Origin of the sequence: Sulfurovum sp. NBC37-1 (genome assembly GCF_000010345.1) — a bacterium.
GTDB lineage: Bacteria > Campylobacterota > Campylobacteria > Campylobacterales > Sulfurovaceae > Sulfurovum.
The window spans coordinates 1,329,896-1,348,660 of sequence record NC_009663.1; the positions used below are offsets into that span (position 1 = coordinate 1,329,896).

Here is an 18,765-nt window from a genome sequence, read left to right on the forward strand (position 1 = left end):
TATTATAGGAGAAGTATATGGAAAAAATATGGGCATTCATCATGATGCATCAGATCGAGACGCTGCTGCTTGTTTTTGGCGCGATCGTTCTGGCTTTCATCATCACACACTGGCAGGAAGTGAAGTTCTGGTGGCTGAACTTCACCTACAACTTTCCGGTGATCGGAAAGCTCTCCGTACTCGCGAAAGACATCGAGGGCTTCGATGAAAAACACAAATGGTTCTATTCCGAAGAGCGTCTCTGCCGTGACTACTACAACTTCTATGAAAAGGTGGACAAGGACAGCGAATCGTATGATGAAGCCAAAGAGTACCTGCATGCCGCAGGCGAACTTGGACGCAAACCGACCCCTACTTTCATATGGATCATGATCTTCGTACTTGTCATCGTCGAAGCTTTCGGTTTCGCCTATGTGCTTGCGGGCTTCACCATCCCCGGAGCCAGTGAAGCGACACAGCAGAAAGGTGCTATCGGCGTGGCTGCCATGCTCGCCATCCTGCTGGTCTGGCTGACGCATATGACAGGACAGGAACTGCACAAGAACACGCTCATCAAGAAGATCCGCCGCTGGTACAAGAACGACAATGCCGGCGGTTCGAACTGGAGAGACCTCAAACCTGACGAGCAGCTCATCAGCATCGACAACACTTTTGACGACAGTACTTCTCCCAACTACATCAGAATGCTCAACCGTCTCGATGTGAACGATAAGGTAAAGACGACCTATACAAAGACCATTCTGACACTGATCTTCATCTTCGCCGTTGCCATCGGGGCAACCTATATCAGACACCAGGTCCTGACGCAGGAGATCGCCAGTTCTCATGAAACGGCAATGAATATCTTCAACGAAGATGCTTCACCTTTTGCGGGAGCGGAGAGTGCCGGCAGCGATGATGATATCGGCACACTATTCGGAGATGACGCAGCAGCAGATGCCAAAGAAGATCTCTCTTCACTGTTCGGAGATAACGCAAAAGATGCGACAGCCCCGGCAGAAAAGAATACGGCGGCAATCGAAGATGAAACAAACCAGAAAGGCGGCGACGCCACCTTTATCGTACTGGGACTGATGTTCATTTTCATACAGATACTGGGTATCTTCTTCGGAATGCACTGGGACTTTGCAGGACGTGAATCCAAAGAGGCCTACGAGTGCCTGAGAGGCTTCGCGACCAAAAAAGCCTTCCTTTCCTACTACGACAGGGTCAAAACACACATTGCAAGAGTAGCGCAGCAGCAGCTTCAGAAACTGCAGCACAAGATGAACATCATCAACGACAACACGGGAACGGATGCCGAAACGACTGCCCTGCTGCGCAACAACAAAGAGAGAACTTTCCGACAGTACCTGACATTCGAGGACAAATGATGAAACGACTATTTTTAACCCTTCTGACACTCGGTACACTGCTTCTGGCACGCAACGATGTGCCAAGCTGCTACAAAGCCCTGCAGATAGAGAACCCGAACCCTGCTGTAGAGAAAGAACTCTTCATTCTTGTCGACCAGACCACACCGCTTGACAAGAATATGATGATCTATACCTACAAGAACATGATGAAGTTCATCAAGAACGGTTATGCCGTGACCATCGCCTCCTTTTCGGCCAACGCCAAAGGCAAATATACCGATGTACCCTACTCCGGAAGCCTCGAAGCGCTGCTGCCCGAAAGTGCAAAACACGAGATCGCCAAAAAGAAGCTCAGAAAATACCAAGCCTGCATGAACGGGCAGTACAAATATGCCAAAAAGAAAGCGACAAAGGCACTGGTACGGACCCTCAAAGGTGCGAACAAGAAACTGCCGCACTCAGACATCCTCAAGTCGCTCGACGATATTGCAGAGCACATCATCAAACCTTCCAAAGCCAAAGAGAAAGTGGTACTGCTAGTCTCGGATATGATGGAACACTCTTCCATCACTTCCTTCTACTCCAAAGGTTCGCTCAGAAGGATCGATACAAAAAAAGAGATGGCCAAACTGCAAAAAAGCGGCTACACAGCCGACTTCGACGGTGCGAGGGTCTACATCATCGGTGCAGGTATGGTCGGGAAGAACAGCTACCGGGACTCCAAAACACTCAAAGCCCTCACTTCTTTCTGGGAAACCTACTTTAAAGTAAGCAACGCCAGACTACAGGCTATCGGTACACCGATGCTACTCGAGGATATAAAATAATAGCCAGCAAAACACGGGAATAACAATGACATTAACCCGGGTTATGCAAATACACACTTACGATAAATTTGAATTCTTGTTTATAAAAGAATTAAACGTCAATGGAAAGGCAAAGAACTGATCTTTCTTCACAAAGACAAGAGGAGGTGCTGTCCTCTATTCATTTTTATTATCTTCTTCTTTGCCTGTTCGGATTCATATCCCTCTTTTCGAGTTTGTCCAGTTTTTCCTGAATGTTGTTACCTATCTTGGCCGCAGCACTGTTTTTTGTGTTTGCTTTTTTGGCGGAACTCTCTTTATGTTCTCTGTTGGATGTATTTGTATTCCTCGATCTGTTACGGCTATTACCGCCTCCACGTTTCTGTCCGCCGCCTCTTCCGTTCTGAATGGGTTCCGCTTTGATATTTGGGTCCGGCGTGAAAGCCTCTATATGTACTTTTTTGATCTCTGATTTTATGAACTTCTCTATGTCGAAAAGCAGCTTGTGTTCATCTACACAGACCAGAGAAACAGCTTCACCACTCTGCCCTGCCCGCCCGGTACGCCCGATGCGGTGCACATAATCTTCAGGTACATTCGGCAGCTCATAATTGACCACGTGCGGCAGCTGGTCTATGTCGATCCCTCTTGCGGCAATATCCGTTGCTACCAGCACACGGATCTCATTGGCCTTGAAGGAGGCAAGTGCTTTTGTTCTTGCACCCTGGCTTTTGTTACCATGAATGGCCGCAGCGGAGATGCCTGCTTCTTCAAGCTGTTTCGTCAGCCTGTTCGCACCATGTTTGGTACGCGTAAAGACGAGAACCTGTCTCCAGTCCTTTGTTTTGATGAGTTGCGAAAGCAGCTCTCTTTTTCGTGATTTATCCACAAAGTGGACGACCTGGCTGATCTGGTCTGCGGTAGTGTTCTCTCTCGCCACTTCTACGAGCACAGGATTTTTTAAAAGTCCTGAAGCCAGCTTTTTAATCTCGAGAGAGAATGTTGCGGAGAAGAGCAGTGTTTGTCTTTCCTTTGGCATCATCTTCATCAGTTTTTTAATGTCATGAATGAAGCCCATATCAAGCATTCTGTCTGCTTCGTCGAGGACAAGTGTCTCCAACGCAGAGAAATCTATGCCCTGCTGACCTGCAATGTCCAGAAGCCTTCCCGGTGTTGCAATAACAATGTCGACACCCCTTCGGATGGTCGCCAGCTGCGGGTTAATACCCACACCGCCGTAAACGACTGTAGAAGTGTACTTCATATATTTGCCGTAGGTCTTGATGCTCTCGGCAACCTGTGCGGCAAGTTCACGTGTTGGTGTCAGTACCAGGACACGTATCTGTTTTTTACCCATTTTCGGGTGGGTTTCTGAAAGTCTCTCAAGCAGAGGCAGGGTAAAACCTGCGGTTTTTCCCGTACCGGTCTGCGCCGCGGCAAGGACATCCTTGCCTTCTATGACTACAGGTATTGCCTGCTTCTGAATGGGTGTTGGAGAGGTGTACCCCTGATCTTTTATTGCTTTGAGAAGGGATTCGTTTAATCCCAGGTTTGTAAATGACATAAATATCCTAATGTATATCTCTTGTTAGAGAGTAATTCCGAGCCTACCGTATTGGTAAATAGGTCGGTCTTAGGCTGAGTTGTTTGTGTGTTGTGCCACCCGAAGTATGGGTTTAAAAAGAAAGTCGTTGACCGATATACGCTTAAATTGTCCGGCATTATAGCGTAATTATCGGTAATGTGGTGTTAACTTTTTGAAAACACCTCTTTTTCGTGTTAAAACTGCTCTTCAAGGAAAGGAATGATCTGCTTTTTACGACTCATAACGCCCTTGAGCCAGGCTTCGCCGTTCTCAAGTTTCACGTTGAAAGCATTTTCAATCTTTTCAGGCTCATCACTGACCACGAGCATCTGGGAACCTTCCTGCATGATGTCCGTGAGCAGAAGAAGTACAGAGTGTCTGCCGCCCTCTTCTTTCAACTTCTTCATATCATCCATCAGGTCTGCTTTCATCTTGTCGAAGACAGAAAGGTCAACCACTTCAAGTTGTCCTACACCAATGAGGTTACCACCCATGTTGAAGTCCTTGAAGTCTCTTGTCACCAGTTCTCTCGGTGTTGCGCCAAGAACATTAGATTTGACGATGAACATCTCCATACCCACTGCTTTGTAATCCTCGATACCCGCGATCTTCGCAAGTTCTTTACACGCTTTGGTGTCTTCTTTGGTACAGGTAGGCGATTTGAAAATGACCGTGTCACTGAGAATGGCACACATCATGATCCCGGCAAGGTTTTTGGGTATCTCCACATCATAATAGTCGAACATCTGCTTGACGATGGTATTGGAGCATCCTACGGGACGTACCCACATTTCCAGCGGTGCATTCGTGGTGAGGTCACCGAGTTTGTGGTGGTCCACAATGCCCAAAATGGTCGCTTCATCGATGTCTTTCGGGCTTTGGGAACGTTCCATGAAGTCTATCAGGTAGACCTTCTCTCCTGCATAGGATGTTTTGAGTTCCGGTGCTTCAAAACCGAATTTATCAAGTATCCACTTCGTTTCAGGGTTGATCTCTCCCTGTCGTGTAGGTACACAATCCTCACCAAGCTGGTTCTTGAGGTATGAAAGTGATATCGCTCCGACGATGGAGTCTGAGTCCGGTGTTGTATGTCCAAAAATATAGGTAGCCATATTATATCCTGTAAATTTTTTCGTATTATATCTTATTAGATTGAGAAAGCCAAAAATTGTTTGTATCAAGCAAGGGTAAATTTGGGAAAATCAAAACATCTTTTGCTATAATGCCGTCTGTACTATTTTGTCCTCGTCGCTTAACCGGATAAAGCAGGGCCCTCCTAAGGCCTAGCTGGGGGTTCGAGTCCTCCCGGGGACACCATTGGCAACCATTTTAACCTCAACCAATAAAACCTATCTTTCCTCTCTACAACGGCGCTTAAAGCCTATCAATATACAACACTGTCTTAAGATAATAATAGAAATAAGTACTAAAATACAGTATCCCTAAATATGGAGTTGCACACAGGTATAAAATATCTTCAGATAATCTTACTCTACAGCTTCACCTGACTGCTGCTGCTCGATCTCTCTGCGTACCATATCCATGTCAAGTTCCTGTACCTGTCTGATGACATCTTTGAGACCCTCTTCGGGCATGAGACCCGGCTGCTGGAAGATAGCAATGTTGTCTCTTAAGATGATTGTAGTCGGGATAGACTTTATCTGAAAGTGTCCGGCCAACTCCTGCTCCTCTTCTGTATTGACCTTTCCAAAAAGAATGTCAGGGTACTCTCCTGCTACTTTTTCAAAGATGGGGGCAAACTGTTTACACGGCCCGCACCATGGAGCCCAGAAGTCAAGAATTACTATTTCGTTAGAGGTTACTTTCTCGTTAAAGTTCTGCGCTGTCAGATTTTCTAATGCCATTTTTGATCCTTATAAATTTAATTAACCCGGATTATGCATTAGAATCGCTTGAAATCTGCCAAACGCTTATGCTGTGGGTATTTGCGCAGAATATGAGGTGCATCCAAAGGTGCATCGATTGTTTCTGTGCAAGTGCCCACGGTGCAATGGTTTGAACAGAGTTCTGTGATTTCTAATGCATAATCCGGGATTAACCAACATTATGACATAACGGACTGAAAATAATACTACAAACCGGTCTCAAGCTCTTTCAGTGAAACAAACAGGACCTTTCCTTCTTTTACTACAGCAACCTGTTCCTGACATGCGAGTGAAGGCAGCGAGATATAGTTACCAAATACTTTGGCCTGATGGTAATGCCCCTCGATCACCAGATCACATTCCTCATAATGTTTCATGATCTCTTCGACCCTCTTTTCAAACCCAGTAAATGTATGGCAGATGTTTTTTTCCAAGAGTTTTTTCATTCTGTCATCGATGATAGCCTTTTCAAAAGGCTTCAGCACGGTCAATGTTGTTTTATTTCGCATAATTTTGCAGTAGAGATCATATCCAAAATCTGTGGCATACTTGTCTCCATGGGAGATACCTACTTTCTTTTCTCCCAAATTAAAGAAAACAGGCTGCTCTTCTCTGCTGTACACCTGAACCTGAGGGAAAAGTTCTTTCAGGCAGAAGTCATGATTCCCTTCAAAATAGTGTATCTCTATCTTTTGGGAAAGCTTCTGTAACAGTTCGATGGCTTCTAAAGAAAAAGTTTGAATATACTCATTGTAGCCAAAGAGAAGATCGAAGTTGTCACCCATCAGAAAAAGCTGAGGGGTTTGCACTTCCCCACTTTCTAACTTTTGTAAAGTTTCAAGAAACGCATCACCATGATGAGGGTAATGAGAATCAGCTATGAATAAAGCGTTTCCCTGTATCTCTATCACTTCATTCCTCTTTTAACAATAGCACTCACGGTTGATTGTGCCAAACCCAATACTTTTGCAATCATGTGCTGCGAGTACCCCTCTTTATATGCTTTGCATATTGTAACATTTCTCTCTTTGGTCCCCTGCTTTTTTGAAAAACGTTTTTTCAGTTTTTCTATATCTGGTTTTTTATCCACATTGGGCGCTTCCACTAGACTTGATGCGGTTTTTAGTTCTGCTAGTTGCTCGCTGTCTACGGGAACGGTTAAAAATGCTTCTATAGCCTCCGTGTCTTCTTTATAGTTTTGTACGATCCATGCATTTTGCAAACATTCTGGTATGTTCTCGTAGTCCAAAAAGTAATGGTAGGAGCTATAAGGGTATTCTCTTATATCTTCAATCATATTGGCTTTAAGTGGATTCTGCTCTATGTAACACATCAGTGTATAAAAGTACGCTTCGTCTGTCACGTACCATGATTTAAAGCGTCCTTGCCAGAGATGTCCTGTGCGTTTGTTCTTTTTATTGAAGTAGATAGAGTAACCCATGCTAAGTTGTCTCATAAACTTTGAGAGGTTTTGCTGTGTAATTTCGATGAGTAGATGATAGTGATTACTCATCAAGCAATAATTATGGATAATAATACCAAAGCTTTTGGCATAAAAGCACATCAGGTCTTCAAAGTATTCATAATCTTCAGGCTCTTCAAATACATGCATCTGCGCCACACCTCTATTGATGATATGATACTTCCCTGCTATCTCTATACGCGGTCGTCTTGCCATACTATCTATCACTCCTTTTTTATTTTATCAAAGTGTAAAAGTATATCGAAAAACAACTTACGATTACGTTCACCTGACCCCTATATCTCCACACCAGCAGACCATACCTTCTCGTACAATGGAGTAAACAAAAGAACCCACTACACCAGCCCACTGCAAAAAACAACCACTTATACCTACGATAAACAACGTCGTGTCACTAAAGTCACAAAGCCAAGCCAAAAGAGCATCGATACTACTTATTCTGATGGCAGAGTATCAAGCATTACAACACCTGAGGGAACAACAAACTACAACTATACATGTCAAAACAACCTAAGTAGTATCACAAACGGGAGTGAAAGCTTTAGCTTCACCTATGATGGTACATTACCGATAACTGTCACACAACAAGGGGTACTTAATCACACAACCAACTACACCCATGACAACAACTTCCAAACCACAAGCACTACCTATGCAAACAAGACAGAAAACTACAGTTATGACAAAGACGGACTACTTACTCAGAGTGGAGATTATACTCTCACTAGAAACCCTGAGAATGGTTTGACTCAAAAGATTACAGATGGCACACTCACCCAAAAACGAACCTACAATAACTTCGGTGACCTTAAAACACAAAAAGACCAAGTCTTTAAATTAGAACTCAGACGTAAAAAAGCGAGGATTGCTAAAAAAGAAGAGACCATTGTCAAACTGGTACCAAGAAAGAAAAAGAAAAAAGGCTTTAAAAAGCAGAAACAGCATGTGACGTATCATTATAGCTATGATGAGAGAGACAGACTCATCAAAGTAGAGAAAGGGGGAAAGAAGAACAGTAGAGTGACTGTAGAGGAATACAGATATGACAGTAACGGTAACAGAGCATGGGCAAATGTGTATGGAATAGAAACCACAGGAAGCTACACACTTGATGATAACCTTATAGTCTATGGAGACAATACCTACAGATACGATGAAGATGGTTACCTTGCAGAGAAGACTACACCACATGGGACTACGACATACTCTTATGGCACTATGGGAGAACTTAGAGAGGTTGTTACACCTACCACTTCGACAGGCTCAGTGACCGTAACATACGAATACAATGCCCTTAATCAAAGAGTGGCTAAGCTCATAGATGGTGAAATCACAGAAAAATACTTGTGGGCTGACCTTGCCACCCTACTAGCCATTTACGACAAAGATGATAACTTGGTACAACGCTTTGAATATGCAGACGGGCGTATACCTGTAGCTATGACAGACAGCAATGGAACAAAGTACTACCTGCACTACGACCAAGTAGGCTCACTTCGTGCAGTCTCGGATGCTTCACACAACGTCATAAAAGAAATAACTTATGATACATTTGGTAATATCTTAACAGACAGCAACGAAGCATTCAAAGTACCGTTTGGGTTTGCTGGTGGTCTTTATGATACAGATACACAACTCACTAGATTTGGTTACCGTGATTATGATGCTTATACTGGGAAGTGGACGGCTAAAGACCCGATTGGCTTTGCCGGTGGAGATAGTAATCTTTATGGGTATGTGCTTGGGGATCCTGTTGATTTTGTGGATGCTGAGGGATTGTTTATACAGTTTGCTATACCTTTTTTACCAGAAATTACCATTACAGCAGGAGAACTTGTGACGGCTGCTGTTGCATCATTAGCAAGTTTAATTTCTGGTGATACACGAGAAGATGCTTCCTCTAAAACATCTCCAATTACCCCAAGAAGAAGAAAAGGTGTTTGGACTTGTGCCGTAGTAGCTTGTTGCAATGATAATATACCTAATAATTGTCCAGAAAAAAATAATCAAAAATGCAAACAGGCAGTTTGGAAACATAAAAATAGATCTATTGCTGAAAAAGAAGCAGAAAAAAGAGCAAAAAGAAGATTAAAATGTCAAGCAAAACATGTTACAGTAACCTGTACCGGACCACAAGGTCAAATATACCATAGAGGAGGTAAATAAATTGAAATATATTTCTAATGTGATTTTTGATATTAGTTTTGAATCTGATACATCAACTATACAACAAAATGAATTAAATAACTTACTTGAGGATTTAGAAAAGATACTCCTGAAATACAATATTAACAGTAATAATACTGAATATAGAACATTGACATTAAATAAAGAAAAATATTCAATCACGCAATGCGATAAATGCGCTGCTTATATGATTAACAGAGACAAGAATCCTATAGGATTAGAAGAAGAATGTTTTTTTTCTTTTGTCTATAATGGAGGAAGTTTTGAAGGGCAAGAATTATGTGAGATGTGTTTACCTGAAACTCACAGATGGGCATAAAAACCTGACTGCCTCCCAAAGCATAGGGGTTCAGGTGAACGTAATCGTATTTTTGGAACAATAGTATGAAATTTATATACTTTTCTCTTGATATTTTACATACTTCCGTATCATATCACCATCAAGCCCTACTGTATCCACACAGTACCCTTTCGCCCAGAAATTGTTTCCCCAATAGGGTTTCTGCCTCAACTTCTTGAACCGATGAAGTAGAGGGGTCGGGTGACAACGACAACCCCACTAAAACCCAAACCTCAAAGCCAAAACAGGCTAAAATAACCCATGTCACATAACCCAAAACTTATAACAAAAAGCATCGTCATACCAGAGGGAACAACAAACTACAACTATGTGTGCCAAAACAACCTAAGTAGTATTACACACGGGAGTGAAAGCTTTAGCTTCACCTACGATTGTACCCTACTTACAAGTATGGTACAAAGTGGTGTACTGGAAGAGACACAGAGCTTAGCTATGATAATGACTTTAGAGTAGTAAGTTTCACATACGCTGACAAGACAGAAAACTATAGTTATGATAAAGATGGACTGCTTATACAAAGTGGTGACTTCACCCTCACTAGAGATATCAATAACTCTTTAGTCACTAAACTCACAGATGGTACTTACTCTCAAAAAAGAAGAGCACAGGGGTCAGGTGAACGTAATCGTAGCACTCTAGATATTTTGGCTTATTGTTTTTTCCCATGTTCGACAACATAGCCATCATCATAATATGATTGCTCTATGTCCTTGAAGTGACATTATCTATATTTTTCATAACTCCCCTCCTAATACTATTAACTTTTTTACTTAGACTAAATCACTACATACACATTACGGCATATAAGGAATCACCGGTAACCCCATCCCCTCATCATATCCACACATCAAGTTTGCCGCAGCCAGTGCCTGAGAACTTGCTCCACGCAACAGGTTGTCTATGGCAGAACTGACAAACAGTGCATGACCGTTCTTTGCAGCGTAAATATCACAGAAATGCGTTCCTGCCGTACTTTTGATATCGACCGGTTTTTCACGTATTCGAATGAACCTGTCGTTTGCATAGTGCTTTCTCAAAACTTCCAGTGGATCGATATCTTCTTTGAGCGTCGCATAAACGGAAACCAGTTCACCACGTGTAGCCGGAATGAGATGGGGAACGAAGTTTACGTTCATCTTTGCTCCATGTACTTTCTCGATCTTCTCCGCGATCTCAGGTGCATGGCGGTGTTTCAATGGGTTATAGGCAAAGATATTGTCATTGACCGTTACAAAATGCGTTGTCTCTGAAAGTTTCTTCCCTGCTCCACTCACACCTGATTTGGCATCGACAAAAAGTGGTGCAGAGGTATCAATGTAGGGGATAAATGGGAGTATGCCGAGCAGAGTGGCTGTAGGGTAGCACCCCGGGCCTGCCGCAAGTTCCGCCTCTTTGAGCTCTTCCCTGTAATATTCGATGAGCGCATAGACACTCTCGTCAAGATGTTCTTTGTCCTCATGTTCGCAGTAATGTGCTTCATAGGTATCGAGTTCCAGACGGTAGTCCGCCGAGAGGTCTACGACCTTGACACCTTTTTCAATGAGCCCTTTGGCGAAACCCATGGATGCTTTATGCGGAAGAGCCAGAAAAACCAATTCGCAGGCATCCGCTACGGCATTAACATCCGCTTTCTCCACCTCCAATGTTACAACACCTTCCAGTGACGGATGCAGGGCTTCAATGGTCGTATCGCCCTGTGTTGTAGCCAGATAGGTCAGTTCAAAACCCGGATGGGTGATCAGCATCTTGACCAGTTCAAGCCCTGTATATCCACTGGCCCCTACTACACCTACTTTTATCATTTTTTTATCCTCTTTGGTGCGAAATATCGCACCCTACATTATTTGTTCAATCTCTAACCTAATGTGATCTCTTCATAGAGTATCTCTTCGATATCATATGTTTTTTTACCACTGGGGAGGGTAAGCTCCACTTCATCTCCCTCTTCTTTCCCGATGAGCACTCTTGCCATCGGAGACTGAATCGAAATAAGACCTGACTGTGGGTTGGACTCCTGTCCACCTACAATGGTGTAACGTACCTCTTCATCCGTATCCTGATCTACCAGTACTACGGTCGAACCGAAACTGACACGGTCGTGCGAAAAAGTGGAAGGGTCTACCACCTGTGCCCGTCCTACCACGTCGGTCAACTCAGCGATACGCGCTTCCATAAGACCCTGTTTGTCCTTTGCTGCATGGTATTCCGCGTTTTCTTTAAGGTCACCAAGTTCACGTGCTTCATCAATGACCTTGGCGATCACGCCTCTCTCAACTGACTTCAGCTGCTCCAACTCTTCAGACAGTTTTCTGTATGTCTCTTCCAGCATCGGCTCTTTTTGCACGATTCATCCTTTAAAATAGTTCATTGATTATTAGAGGTTCCCTCAAATTTAAAGTATTATACCAAAAAGGTTATAATAGCGCTCAAATAATCAACTCAAGGATCCTCCCTTATGTCAAAGCGTAAACAGATACTGGTCACCAATGACGACGGATACGAATCGGAAGGCCTTTTGGCTCTTGTCGAAGCATTGAAACCATTGGGAGATGTGACAGTAGTGGCACCGACCACGGAGAAGTCAGCCTGCGGGCACTCACTGACCCTGACAAGACCGCTGCGTTTCGTTGAAGTGTCCGAACACTTTTACAAGCTTGATGACGGTACGCCTACGGATTGCATTTTCCTTTCTCTCACCAAACTTTTTGCCAATGAAAAAAAGCCCGATATCGTCATATCCGGTATCAATATAGGAGCAAATATGGGTGAGGACATCACCTACTCAGGAACTGCATCCGCCGCTATGGAAGCGGTACTTCAGGGCATTCCCGGCATCGCTGTCTCACAGGTTTATATGAATAGCGGAGCGAGCATCAGGGAGTTCGGATATGAACTGGCACAGCAGAGCATCATCAAACTGGTACAGAAGATCTTCGAAGGCTCTTACCCTCTGCCGGACCGTAAATTCCTCAATGTGAATATCCCCCCTATTCCTGCTGCCGAATGCAAAGGTTTCAAGAGTACCCGGCTGGGGAACAAGCATTACGGTTTTCATGCGGAAGTCCACTACAATCCCCGGGGACTGGAATATTACTGGATAGGTCTTCCGCGGCTGGAATGGATGGAAACCGCAGGACATACCACCGATTTCGAAGCCGTAAAAGAGGATTATATTTCCATAACTCCCGTTCAGCTTGACATGACCTCGCACAGCGATATCCACAATCTGGAGGAGTGGCTCAACAAATGACGCAATTAATTATCCATCAACAAAAGCCTTTTCATACAATGCTTACCGACATTCCTCATTCCTCGCTCTTCACCCTCATTGCTTTTTCGGAGAAAAACAATGAGATATGAACGCTGCCGTATGCTCTTTGGAGATGAAGACTTTGAAAAACTTCAAAAAGCCAAGGTACTGATACTCGGTGTGGGCGGTGTCGGCTCCTATACGCTTGACTGTCTCTACCGTTCCGGTGTTCAGGACATCACCATACTTGACTATGATGTCTTTGACGAGACCAACCAAAACAGGCAGATCGGTTCTGAGGCTGTAGGAGAAGTCAAGGTCGAAGCTTTGGAAAAGCTCTACCCGGGTGTCAAGATCATAAACCATAAAATGGATATAGCCTGGGTGGCATCATTTGATTTTGACCCCTATGATATCATCATCGATGCAGCCGATACCACCAAAGTCAAGATAGAAGTGGCTAAAAAGTGTTACAAAAAGCTCATCATGGCACTGGGTTCCGCCAAACGCTATGATACGAACAAGATAGAGGTCTCCTCCATCTGGAAAACGCATGGAGATGCACTGGCACGAAAGATACGCAATGAACTCAAAAAAGCGAAGTTCGACAGGAATTTCACAGTGGTCTTCTCGCCCGAAGAGGACAGGTGCAAAGAAAAAGGCTCATGCGTGGCTGTGACTGGTGCAGTAGGCCTTACCGTCTGTTCGGAAGCGATCAAGCGTATACTTGGATAGAGACTGTCCTACTCAACAAAACAGTAATTTTCACCATCCCAGCCAATCTGTTTCGCCTGCATCTTTTTTCCTTCCATTTCATAAACCCAGCAACCCTCATGACCCTGCATTGTGGCACTCCCGGCACAGAAAAGTTCACTCTTCACACCCGGAACATGCAGACGGTAGGTTTTATGAATATGTCCAAAAAGAATGGCACCGTTTTCTATCCCCTTGCAGGTTTCCAGAAAATCATCCGCATTGATGAGACCATGCAGTTTTTTATCCGGTTCTCCATTGGAGAGACGAGGTGCATAGTGCGTCATCACAAAGAGAAAACGTCCCTTGACTCTTTCATCTTTCAGTATCTCCTCGAGTGCCTGCAACTGCTCGGGAGGAATTTCACCACTGGATTTCCAGGGCACCGGATTAGGGCGGGCACTATCGATTGCAATCACTGCTGCATCATCCCCCAAAAGGCGTATCAGCGGCCAGTGGCCTCCCCTACAGTATTCAGGTAGATCATTTTGCAAGACAGAACAGAACTGTTCGCTAAAACGGTAATGGCTGTTTCCTTCATGTACATAGATATCATGGTTGCCCGGCACGGTAATGTAGTTCTGCGGAGGGGTCATGAGCGGGTCAAGCAGTTGTCTGGCAAGGATCAGTTCGCTCCTGAGCCCCAAAGCGGTATAGTCACCGGTATTGATGACGATGTCGATGTCGTTCTCTTCTTTGAAGCGTACCAGTGCGGCAAGCTTCTTCTCTGTATCATCAAAATAGCTCGCCCGTCCCCGCAACAGGTTTATGGCACCTATGGCACGTTTGCTGAACCATTTTTTCCAGTGCATGTGACGGATCTGTATATTGACATGTATATCACTGAAATGCAGGATACGAAGAGGCTTTTGCATCATTTCTCCACAGGGTATATCATATCGGCTTTACAGGAGCCTTTTTCATCTTCCTGTTCCTCCATGCCAGGAGCGTAAGTACCGCAAGCCCTGCAATGCCATAGTAGACCCACATAGGGATCGGTACAGGATCACCCGCTGCGTAGGAATGCAGTCCGGAGAGGTAGTAGTTCACCCCGAAATAGGTCATAAGCACCGATGAGTATGCCCAGGTGGATGCCACGTTGAAGATGAAGGTATCGTGCAGTTTCGGCACGAAACGCATATGCAGTACAGTCGCATAGATCAGGATGGTCACCGCCGCCCAGGTCTCTTTGGGGTCCCAGCCCCAGTAGCGTCCCCAACTCTCGTTGGCCCAGACACCGCCCAGAAAATTCCCTACGGTCAGAAGCATCAGGCCGATAATGAGTCCCATTTCGGCAAGGTTCGTCAACTCTTTGATGGAGCGGTCTATATTGGCATTGCCCTCTTTCCCTCTGATGATGAAGAGGATCAGTACCAGAAGTGACAGTATGGATCCAAGACCGAGGAAACCGTCTCCGGAAATGATCGTCGCCACGTGGATCATCAGCCAGTAGGACTTGAGCACCGGTACCAGGTTGGTGATCTCGGGGTTGATGAAGTTCATGTGCGCCACGCCCATGGTCACACCAGCCAGGATCGCGGTCCCGGCCAGTGCGAACGGTGACTTGCGTGCAAGAATGATCCCTGCCAGTACCGTGGAAGCTGCAATGAATATAATGGATTCATAGGCATTTGACCACGGTGCATGTCCTGCGATATACCAGCGGATACCCATACCGGCCACATGCAGTATGAACGCGATGATCAGTATGGTCCATGCACCGCGCATGATCCACTTCATAGGGAAGTTCGGCTTGATGACATGAATGAATGCAAAGATAAGCAGGAGAAGCCCCAACAAGAGATAAACCGGTACCAGTTTACCAAAGAGTCCCAGTTTATTGTACCAGATCTCCATTTCCACATGGCGTTTGCTTGGCAGTACATCGGCACCATATTTTTGTTGATATTTATGTATCCCGCGCAGTGCAAGGTCAGCATTTTTCCAGTTACCTGTTTTGAGTGCCTGCCCTGCCATGATAAAATACGCTGACATAGCCATTTTTACATTTTGTGCCTCTTTGGGAGGGAATGTTTTCATAGCCTCCATCGGTGCATACCATTTATGATTCTTGTCATTGGGTTTCGGGAAGATACGCATCAATGTTCCCTGATACGCCATGAAGGAAACATTTACACGCTCATCTACTTTGATCAGTTCTTTGTCATATTGTGATTTTTCAAGGGGTTTCTTCCTGCTGGCTTCGGACACGGCATCGAAGAGCTTGTAGCCGTTGTCTTTTTTACTGAAGAAATCGGTGAACTTCGCAAACTTCGTATCTTCGGGCAGTCCCAAGTCAAGCGCGATCTTTTTATGCCCTATTTTGATCATCGGTATATTCTGATACAGCTCAGGCTGGAGTATCATACCCATAAAGATCTGTGTCGGTTCCATACCGAACACGGAGCTTTTCCCTGTGATCTTTGCAACGACATCATGGGCAATGGTATCCATCGGTTTCATACGCCCCTGATGGTCCTGTACGACCAGTTCTCCAAACTTCACGGCATGTTTTGCATCATACTTTGAGAGTGCAGTCTGTTGTTCCGGTGTAAGTGAGGGAGCTGCCGCATGTATATACTGCGGTGCAGCCAACATAAGTGCGAACAAGAGTGCAATGGCACCATGCTGCAGTTTTCTCGCACCCTTGAGAAGTTTTTGGAAACGTCCGTTCGGAATGAAGAGACTCCAGAGCATTCCAAGTGCCAGAAGAATATAGCCGATGTAAGTCGGTATGGTTCCCGGATCATGGTTGACTGAAAGGACCGTACCTTTTTCATCAGGATCATAGGATGACTGGAAAAATCGGTATGATCTGTGATCGAGAATATGGTTCATATAGATCCTGTACGGCATGGTCAGATTCTCTTCTTTGTCAATGAGTACAACTTCACTGGCATATGACGATGGAGTCATTGACCCCGGGTAACGCTCAAGCTGGAAATCGACCAGTTTTATGGAGAAGGGAAGCCTGATGACCTTGGCACCGATACTCATGCTGATATCCACTCCGTTGAGTGTAAATTTGTGCAATTTCCCTACCTGTCCCTTGGAAGGACGGAATGTCTCTATTTTACTCTTGTCACCGACACTGACCTTCAGTTGCACAAACTCGGATTTACCGGGCTTTGTCTTAATGTCATGGGAGACCGTTCTCAAACGTACCTTCTCTTTAACAGATTTCAACACGACAGCATTGTCGGCAAAACGGTAGAGCATTCTGCGGGTCAAATTATTTTCACCTGCATCGAGCTCAGCAGGTTTTTTGGTTTCCATATTGAGTGTTTCGAGGAGAAAAGGGAAATGAACCTTCAGCGCATCCGGATCACCGCTGATCAGAAAAGTAGGTTTGTCCGTTTTTTCCTCTTTGGGCTCATACGCAACATAAAAATTCCCGAAATCTATTCTGTCGCCTTTCCCGAAGTAATACAGTTTACCCCGTCCACCGGCAGATATCTTGAGTTCGAGCATGGTCTTGCCGTTTGGATCACTTACGACTTCTTTATCGGCGGTCGGCAAGTACTTGACCAGATCAATTTTTACTTTCTTGTCTCCAACCGACAGGCTTTCAGAGAGATGGTTCTTCGTCATGGAGGAGAAATAGAGCTCTTTTTCCAGAGAAGCGTTCTTGTCACCGCTTTTGGCAAATACCTGCAGTATTTTTGTATCAGAAACCATAATATTCGTTGTCTGCCCCTCACGGATGTGCATGATCCCCTCATAGCCGACATATCGAGTGATCAATGCCCCAATTGCTATAATGAAAAAGGAAAAGTGGAAGAGGAATACAGCCGGTTTCGTTTTGTACGACTTGTACTTGAAGATATTGTAAAGAAGTATGGCCGTGAAGTACGCCAAAAAGAGTTCAAACCATTTTGCCTTGTAAATAAGTGCCTGGGCTGTCTGTGTGCCGTAATCATTCTCGATAAATGTCGCAATACCTATGCTGACACCGAAAATAAACAGCACGAGCACTGCCATTTTCATAGAAAAAATATGTTTTATCATGTGACAAAAACCTTCAAAATGTGATCCCGAATACTTGAGCCGGGTTAATAAGGGGTGATTATAGCCCATCTTTATTAATCATTCGATAATTTTGATAAAAAATCAAGGCAAAAAAATTCTCTTGCAATAAAATAAGATATTTTTAGTCCTATTTAAGGAAAAAAGGAATATTATCACAACAGATAATCATTCTCATTATAAAGGATAATAGATGACATTTAACGATCAGGATATTTACCAGGCAGTCAAACACCACCTGCCCTCTGTTAATGAATATGTCGAGTCTCACGGCGGAGCCATCAAATTACTCGGTGTGAAAAACGGAACGGTTTACATTGAACTCACCGGTACCTGCCACGGCTGCTCCATGAGTCTGATGACCACCAAGATGGTCGTACAGAAGAAACTGAGGGAACTGATACACCCGGAACTCAATGTGGTCAATGTCGACGGCACGCCTGAAAACACACTGCCGGATGATTGTTACACCGAAGAGGATACGGAAGAAGAGAAGGTCGAAGACGAAGAAGGTCTTTTCGATAAAATTAAAAAATATTTTTAAAAGGTGAATATGATGAAAGAGATAACCCTTGCAACAACTATAGCCGATCTGCTTAAGAATTATGAAGGGATGAAAGATATCCTTATAGGGATCAATCCCAAATTCAAAAAACTGAACAACCCTGTACTCAGACGTACTATTGCCAAACTGGCAACCGTAAAACAGGCTGCCATCGTCGGTGGGATGGATGCCAATGACCTGCTCAATCAACTTAGAACTGCGGTAGGACAGGAACCTCTGCAGACCGAAAGATCAGAAACTGACACAAAAGAGTATGAACCCCTTCCGGACTGGACAAAGGGAGCGCCCAAAGCAACCCTCAATGCCAACGAGATACTCGACAACGAGGGCAATCCTCTTGCCGAAGCGAACAAAACCGTCAGACCCCTCGCTTCCGGAGAGATCCTGGAGATCGTCTCGGACTTCAGGCCCGAGCCCCTCATCGATGAATTCACCCAAAAAGGTCATGAAGTCGCGGTAAAGGAAGAAAAAGAAGACCGGTTCATCACGCTGATCAGAAAAGCCTGAA

Annotated in this window: 17 protein-coding genes, 1 tRNA gene and 1 pseudogene; 9 read left to right on the forward strand and 10 right to left on the reverse strand. The window is 44.5% G+C overall.

Annotated features, from left to right (window positions below):
- The first annotated feature begins 17 nt into the window (after window positions 1–17).
- Entirely contained in the window at window positions 18–1,373 is a 1,356-nt protein-coding gene (locus SUN_RS06685) for a hypothetical protein (RefSeq protein ID WP_011980981.1), read from the forward strand.
- Entirely contained in the window at window positions 1,373–2,182 is an 810-nt protein-coding gene (locus tag SUN_RS06690) for a hypothetical protein (protein WP_011980982.1), read from the forward strand. Before SUN_RS06685 ends, SUN_RS06690 begins: the two co-directional genes overlap by 1 nt.
- Before the next feature lie 169 nt (window positions 2,183–2,351).
- On the opposite strand, the gene SUN_RS06695 is transcribed toward SUN_RS06690, so the two are convergent.
- Together SUN_RS06695 and SUN_RS06700 are read right to left on the reverse strand one after the other, a co-directional pair.
- Window positions 2,352–3,725, reverse strand: a complete 1,374-nt coding sequence (locus SUN_RS06695) for a DEAD/DEAH box helicase (RefSeq protein WP_011980983.1) — start codon at window positions 3,723–3,725, stop codon at window positions 2,352–2,354.
- Window positions 3,726–3,940: 215 nt separating this feature from the next.
- Window positions 3,941–4,858 carry a manganese-dependent inorganic pyrophosphatase gene (locus SUN_RS06700; RefSeq protein WP_011980984.1) on the reverse strand — a complete coding sequence of 306 codons (918 nt, stop codon included), beginning with the start codon at window positions 4,856–4,858 and terminating at the stop codon, window positions 3,941–3,943.
- A gap of 129 nt (window positions 4,859–4,987) precedes the next feature.
- On the opposite strand from SUN_RS06700, the gene SUN_RS06705 reads away from it, so the two are divergent.
- A tRNA-Arg gene (locus tag SUN_RS06705) sits at window positions 4,988–5,063 on the forward strand.
- A gap of 170 nt (window positions 5,064–5,233) precedes the next feature.
- On the opposite strand, the gene trxA is transcribed toward SUN_RS06705, so the two are convergent.
- From trxA to SUN_RS13260, 3 genes are all read right to left on the reverse strand, one after another.
- Window positions 5,234–5,611 (reverse strand): thioredoxin, encoded by a 378-nt coding sequence (gene trxA / locus SUN_RS06710; protein ID WP_011980985.1) that lies wholly within the window; start codon window positions 5,609–5,611, stop codon window positions 5,234–5,236.
- A gap of 227 nt (window positions 5,612–5,838) precedes the next feature.
- Window positions 5,839–6,543, reverse strand: coding sequence for a UDP-2,3-diacylglucosamine diphosphatase (locus tag SUN_RS06715; protein WP_011980986.1), 705 nt, complete (start codon window positions 6,541–6,543; stop codon window positions 5,839–5,841).
- On the reverse strand, window positions 6,540–7,244 hold the full coding sequence (locus tag SUN_RS13260) for a transposase (RefSeq protein WP_232501314.1): 705 nt from the start codon (window positions 7,242–7,244) through the stop codon (window positions 6,540–6,542). The genes SUN_RS06715 and SUN_RS13260 overlap by 4 nt, the downstream gene beginning before the upstream one ends.
- On the opposite strand from SUN_RS13260, the gene SUN_RS13485 reads away from it, so the two are divergent.
- Window positions 7,128–9,281 carry an RHS repeat domain-containing protein gene (locus SUN_RS13485; RefSeq protein WP_232501315.1) on the forward strand — a complete coding sequence of 718 codons (2,154 nt, stop codon included), beginning with the start codon at window positions 7,128–7,130 and terminating at the stop codon, window positions 9,279–9,281. The genes SUN_RS13260 and SUN_RS13485 overlap by 117 nt on opposite strands.
- Before the next feature lies 1 nt (window position 9,282).
- Window positions 9,283–9,621, forward strand: coding sequence for a hypothetical protein (locus SUN_RS06730; protein ID WP_011980989.1), 339 nt, complete (start codon window positions 9,283–9,285; stop codon window positions 9,619–9,621).
- A 72-nt stretch (window positions 9,622–9,693) separates the two neighbouring features.
- Here SUN_RS06730 and SUN_RS13355 read toward each other — a convergent pair.
- From SUN_RS13355 to greA, 3 genes and pseudogenes are all read right to left on the reverse strand, one after another.
- A pseudogene (locus tag SUN_RS13355) lies at window positions 9,694–9,819 on the reverse strand (transposase); the annotation flags it as partial.
- Window positions 9,820–10,457: 638 nt separating this feature from the next.
- On the reverse strand, window positions 10,458–11,465 hold the full coding sequence (gene argC, locus SUN_RS06735; RefSeq protein WP_011980990.1) for an N-acetyl-gamma-glutamyl-phosphate reductase: 1,008 nt from the start codon (window positions 11,463–11,465) through the stop codon (window positions 10,458–10,460).
- 53 nt (window positions 11,466–11,518) lie between these two features.
- Window positions 11,519–12,007 carry a transcription elongation factor GreA gene (greA, locus tag SUN_RS06740; protein WP_011980991.1) on the reverse strand — a complete coding sequence of 163 codons (489 nt, stop codon included), beginning with the start codon at window positions 12,005–12,007 and terminating at the stop codon, window positions 11,519–11,521.
- A 111-nt stretch (window positions 12,008–12,118) separates the two neighbouring features.
- On the opposite strand from greA, the gene surE reads away from it, so the two are divergent.
- A complete protein-coding gene (gene surE / locus SUN_RS06745; RefSeq protein ID WP_011980992.1) occupies window positions 12,119–12,913 on the forward strand; it encodes a 5'/3'-nucleotidase SurE in 795 nt (264 codons plus the stop codon).
- Between the two features lie 99 nt (window positions 12,914–13,012).
- The gene (locus SUN_RS06750; RefSeq protein WP_011980993.1) at window positions 13,013–13,648 is read left to right on the forward strand and encodes a tRNA cyclic N6-threonylcarbamoyladenosine(37) synthase TcdA; all 636 of its coding nucleotides are present in this window, start codon (window positions 13,013–13,015) and stop codon (window positions 13,646–13,648) included.
- A gap of 8 nt (window positions 13,649–13,656) precedes the next feature.
- On the opposite strand, the gene SUN_RS06755 is transcribed toward SUN_RS06750, so the two are convergent.
- Together SUN_RS06755 and ccsA are read right to left on the reverse strand one after the other, a co-directional pair.
- The gene (locus tag SUN_RS06755; protein WP_011980994.1) at window positions 13,657–14,541 is read right to left on the reverse strand and encodes a metallophosphoesterase family protein; all 885 of its coding nucleotides are present in this window, start codon (window positions 14,539–14,541) and stop codon (window positions 13,657–13,659) included.
- A 19-nt stretch (window positions 14,542–14,560) separates the two neighbouring features.
- Complete coding sequence (gene ccsA / locus SUN_RS06760) at window positions 14,561–17,674, reverse strand: cytochrome c biogenesis protein CcsA (RefSeq protein ID WP_011980995.1); 3,114 nt, start codon at window positions 17,672–17,674, stop codon at window positions 14,561–14,563.
- A 211-nt stretch (window positions 17,675–17,885) separates the two neighbouring features.
- Between ccsA and SUN_RS06765 the strand changes: the two genes are divergently transcribed.
- The gene (locus SUN_RS06765) at window positions 17,886–18,236 is read left to right on the forward strand and encodes a NifU family protein (RefSeq protein ID WP_011980996.1); all 351 of its coding nucleotides are present in this window, start codon (window positions 17,886–17,888) and stop codon (window positions 18,234–18,236) included.
- A gap of 12 nt (window positions 18,237–18,248) precedes the next feature.
- Complete coding sequence (locus SUN_RS06770) at window positions 18,249–18,764, forward strand: DUF1858 domain-containing protein (protein ID WP_011980997.1); 516 nt, start codon at window positions 18,249–18,251, stop codon at window positions 18,762–18,764.
- Window position 18,765: the final 1 nt, after the last annotated feature.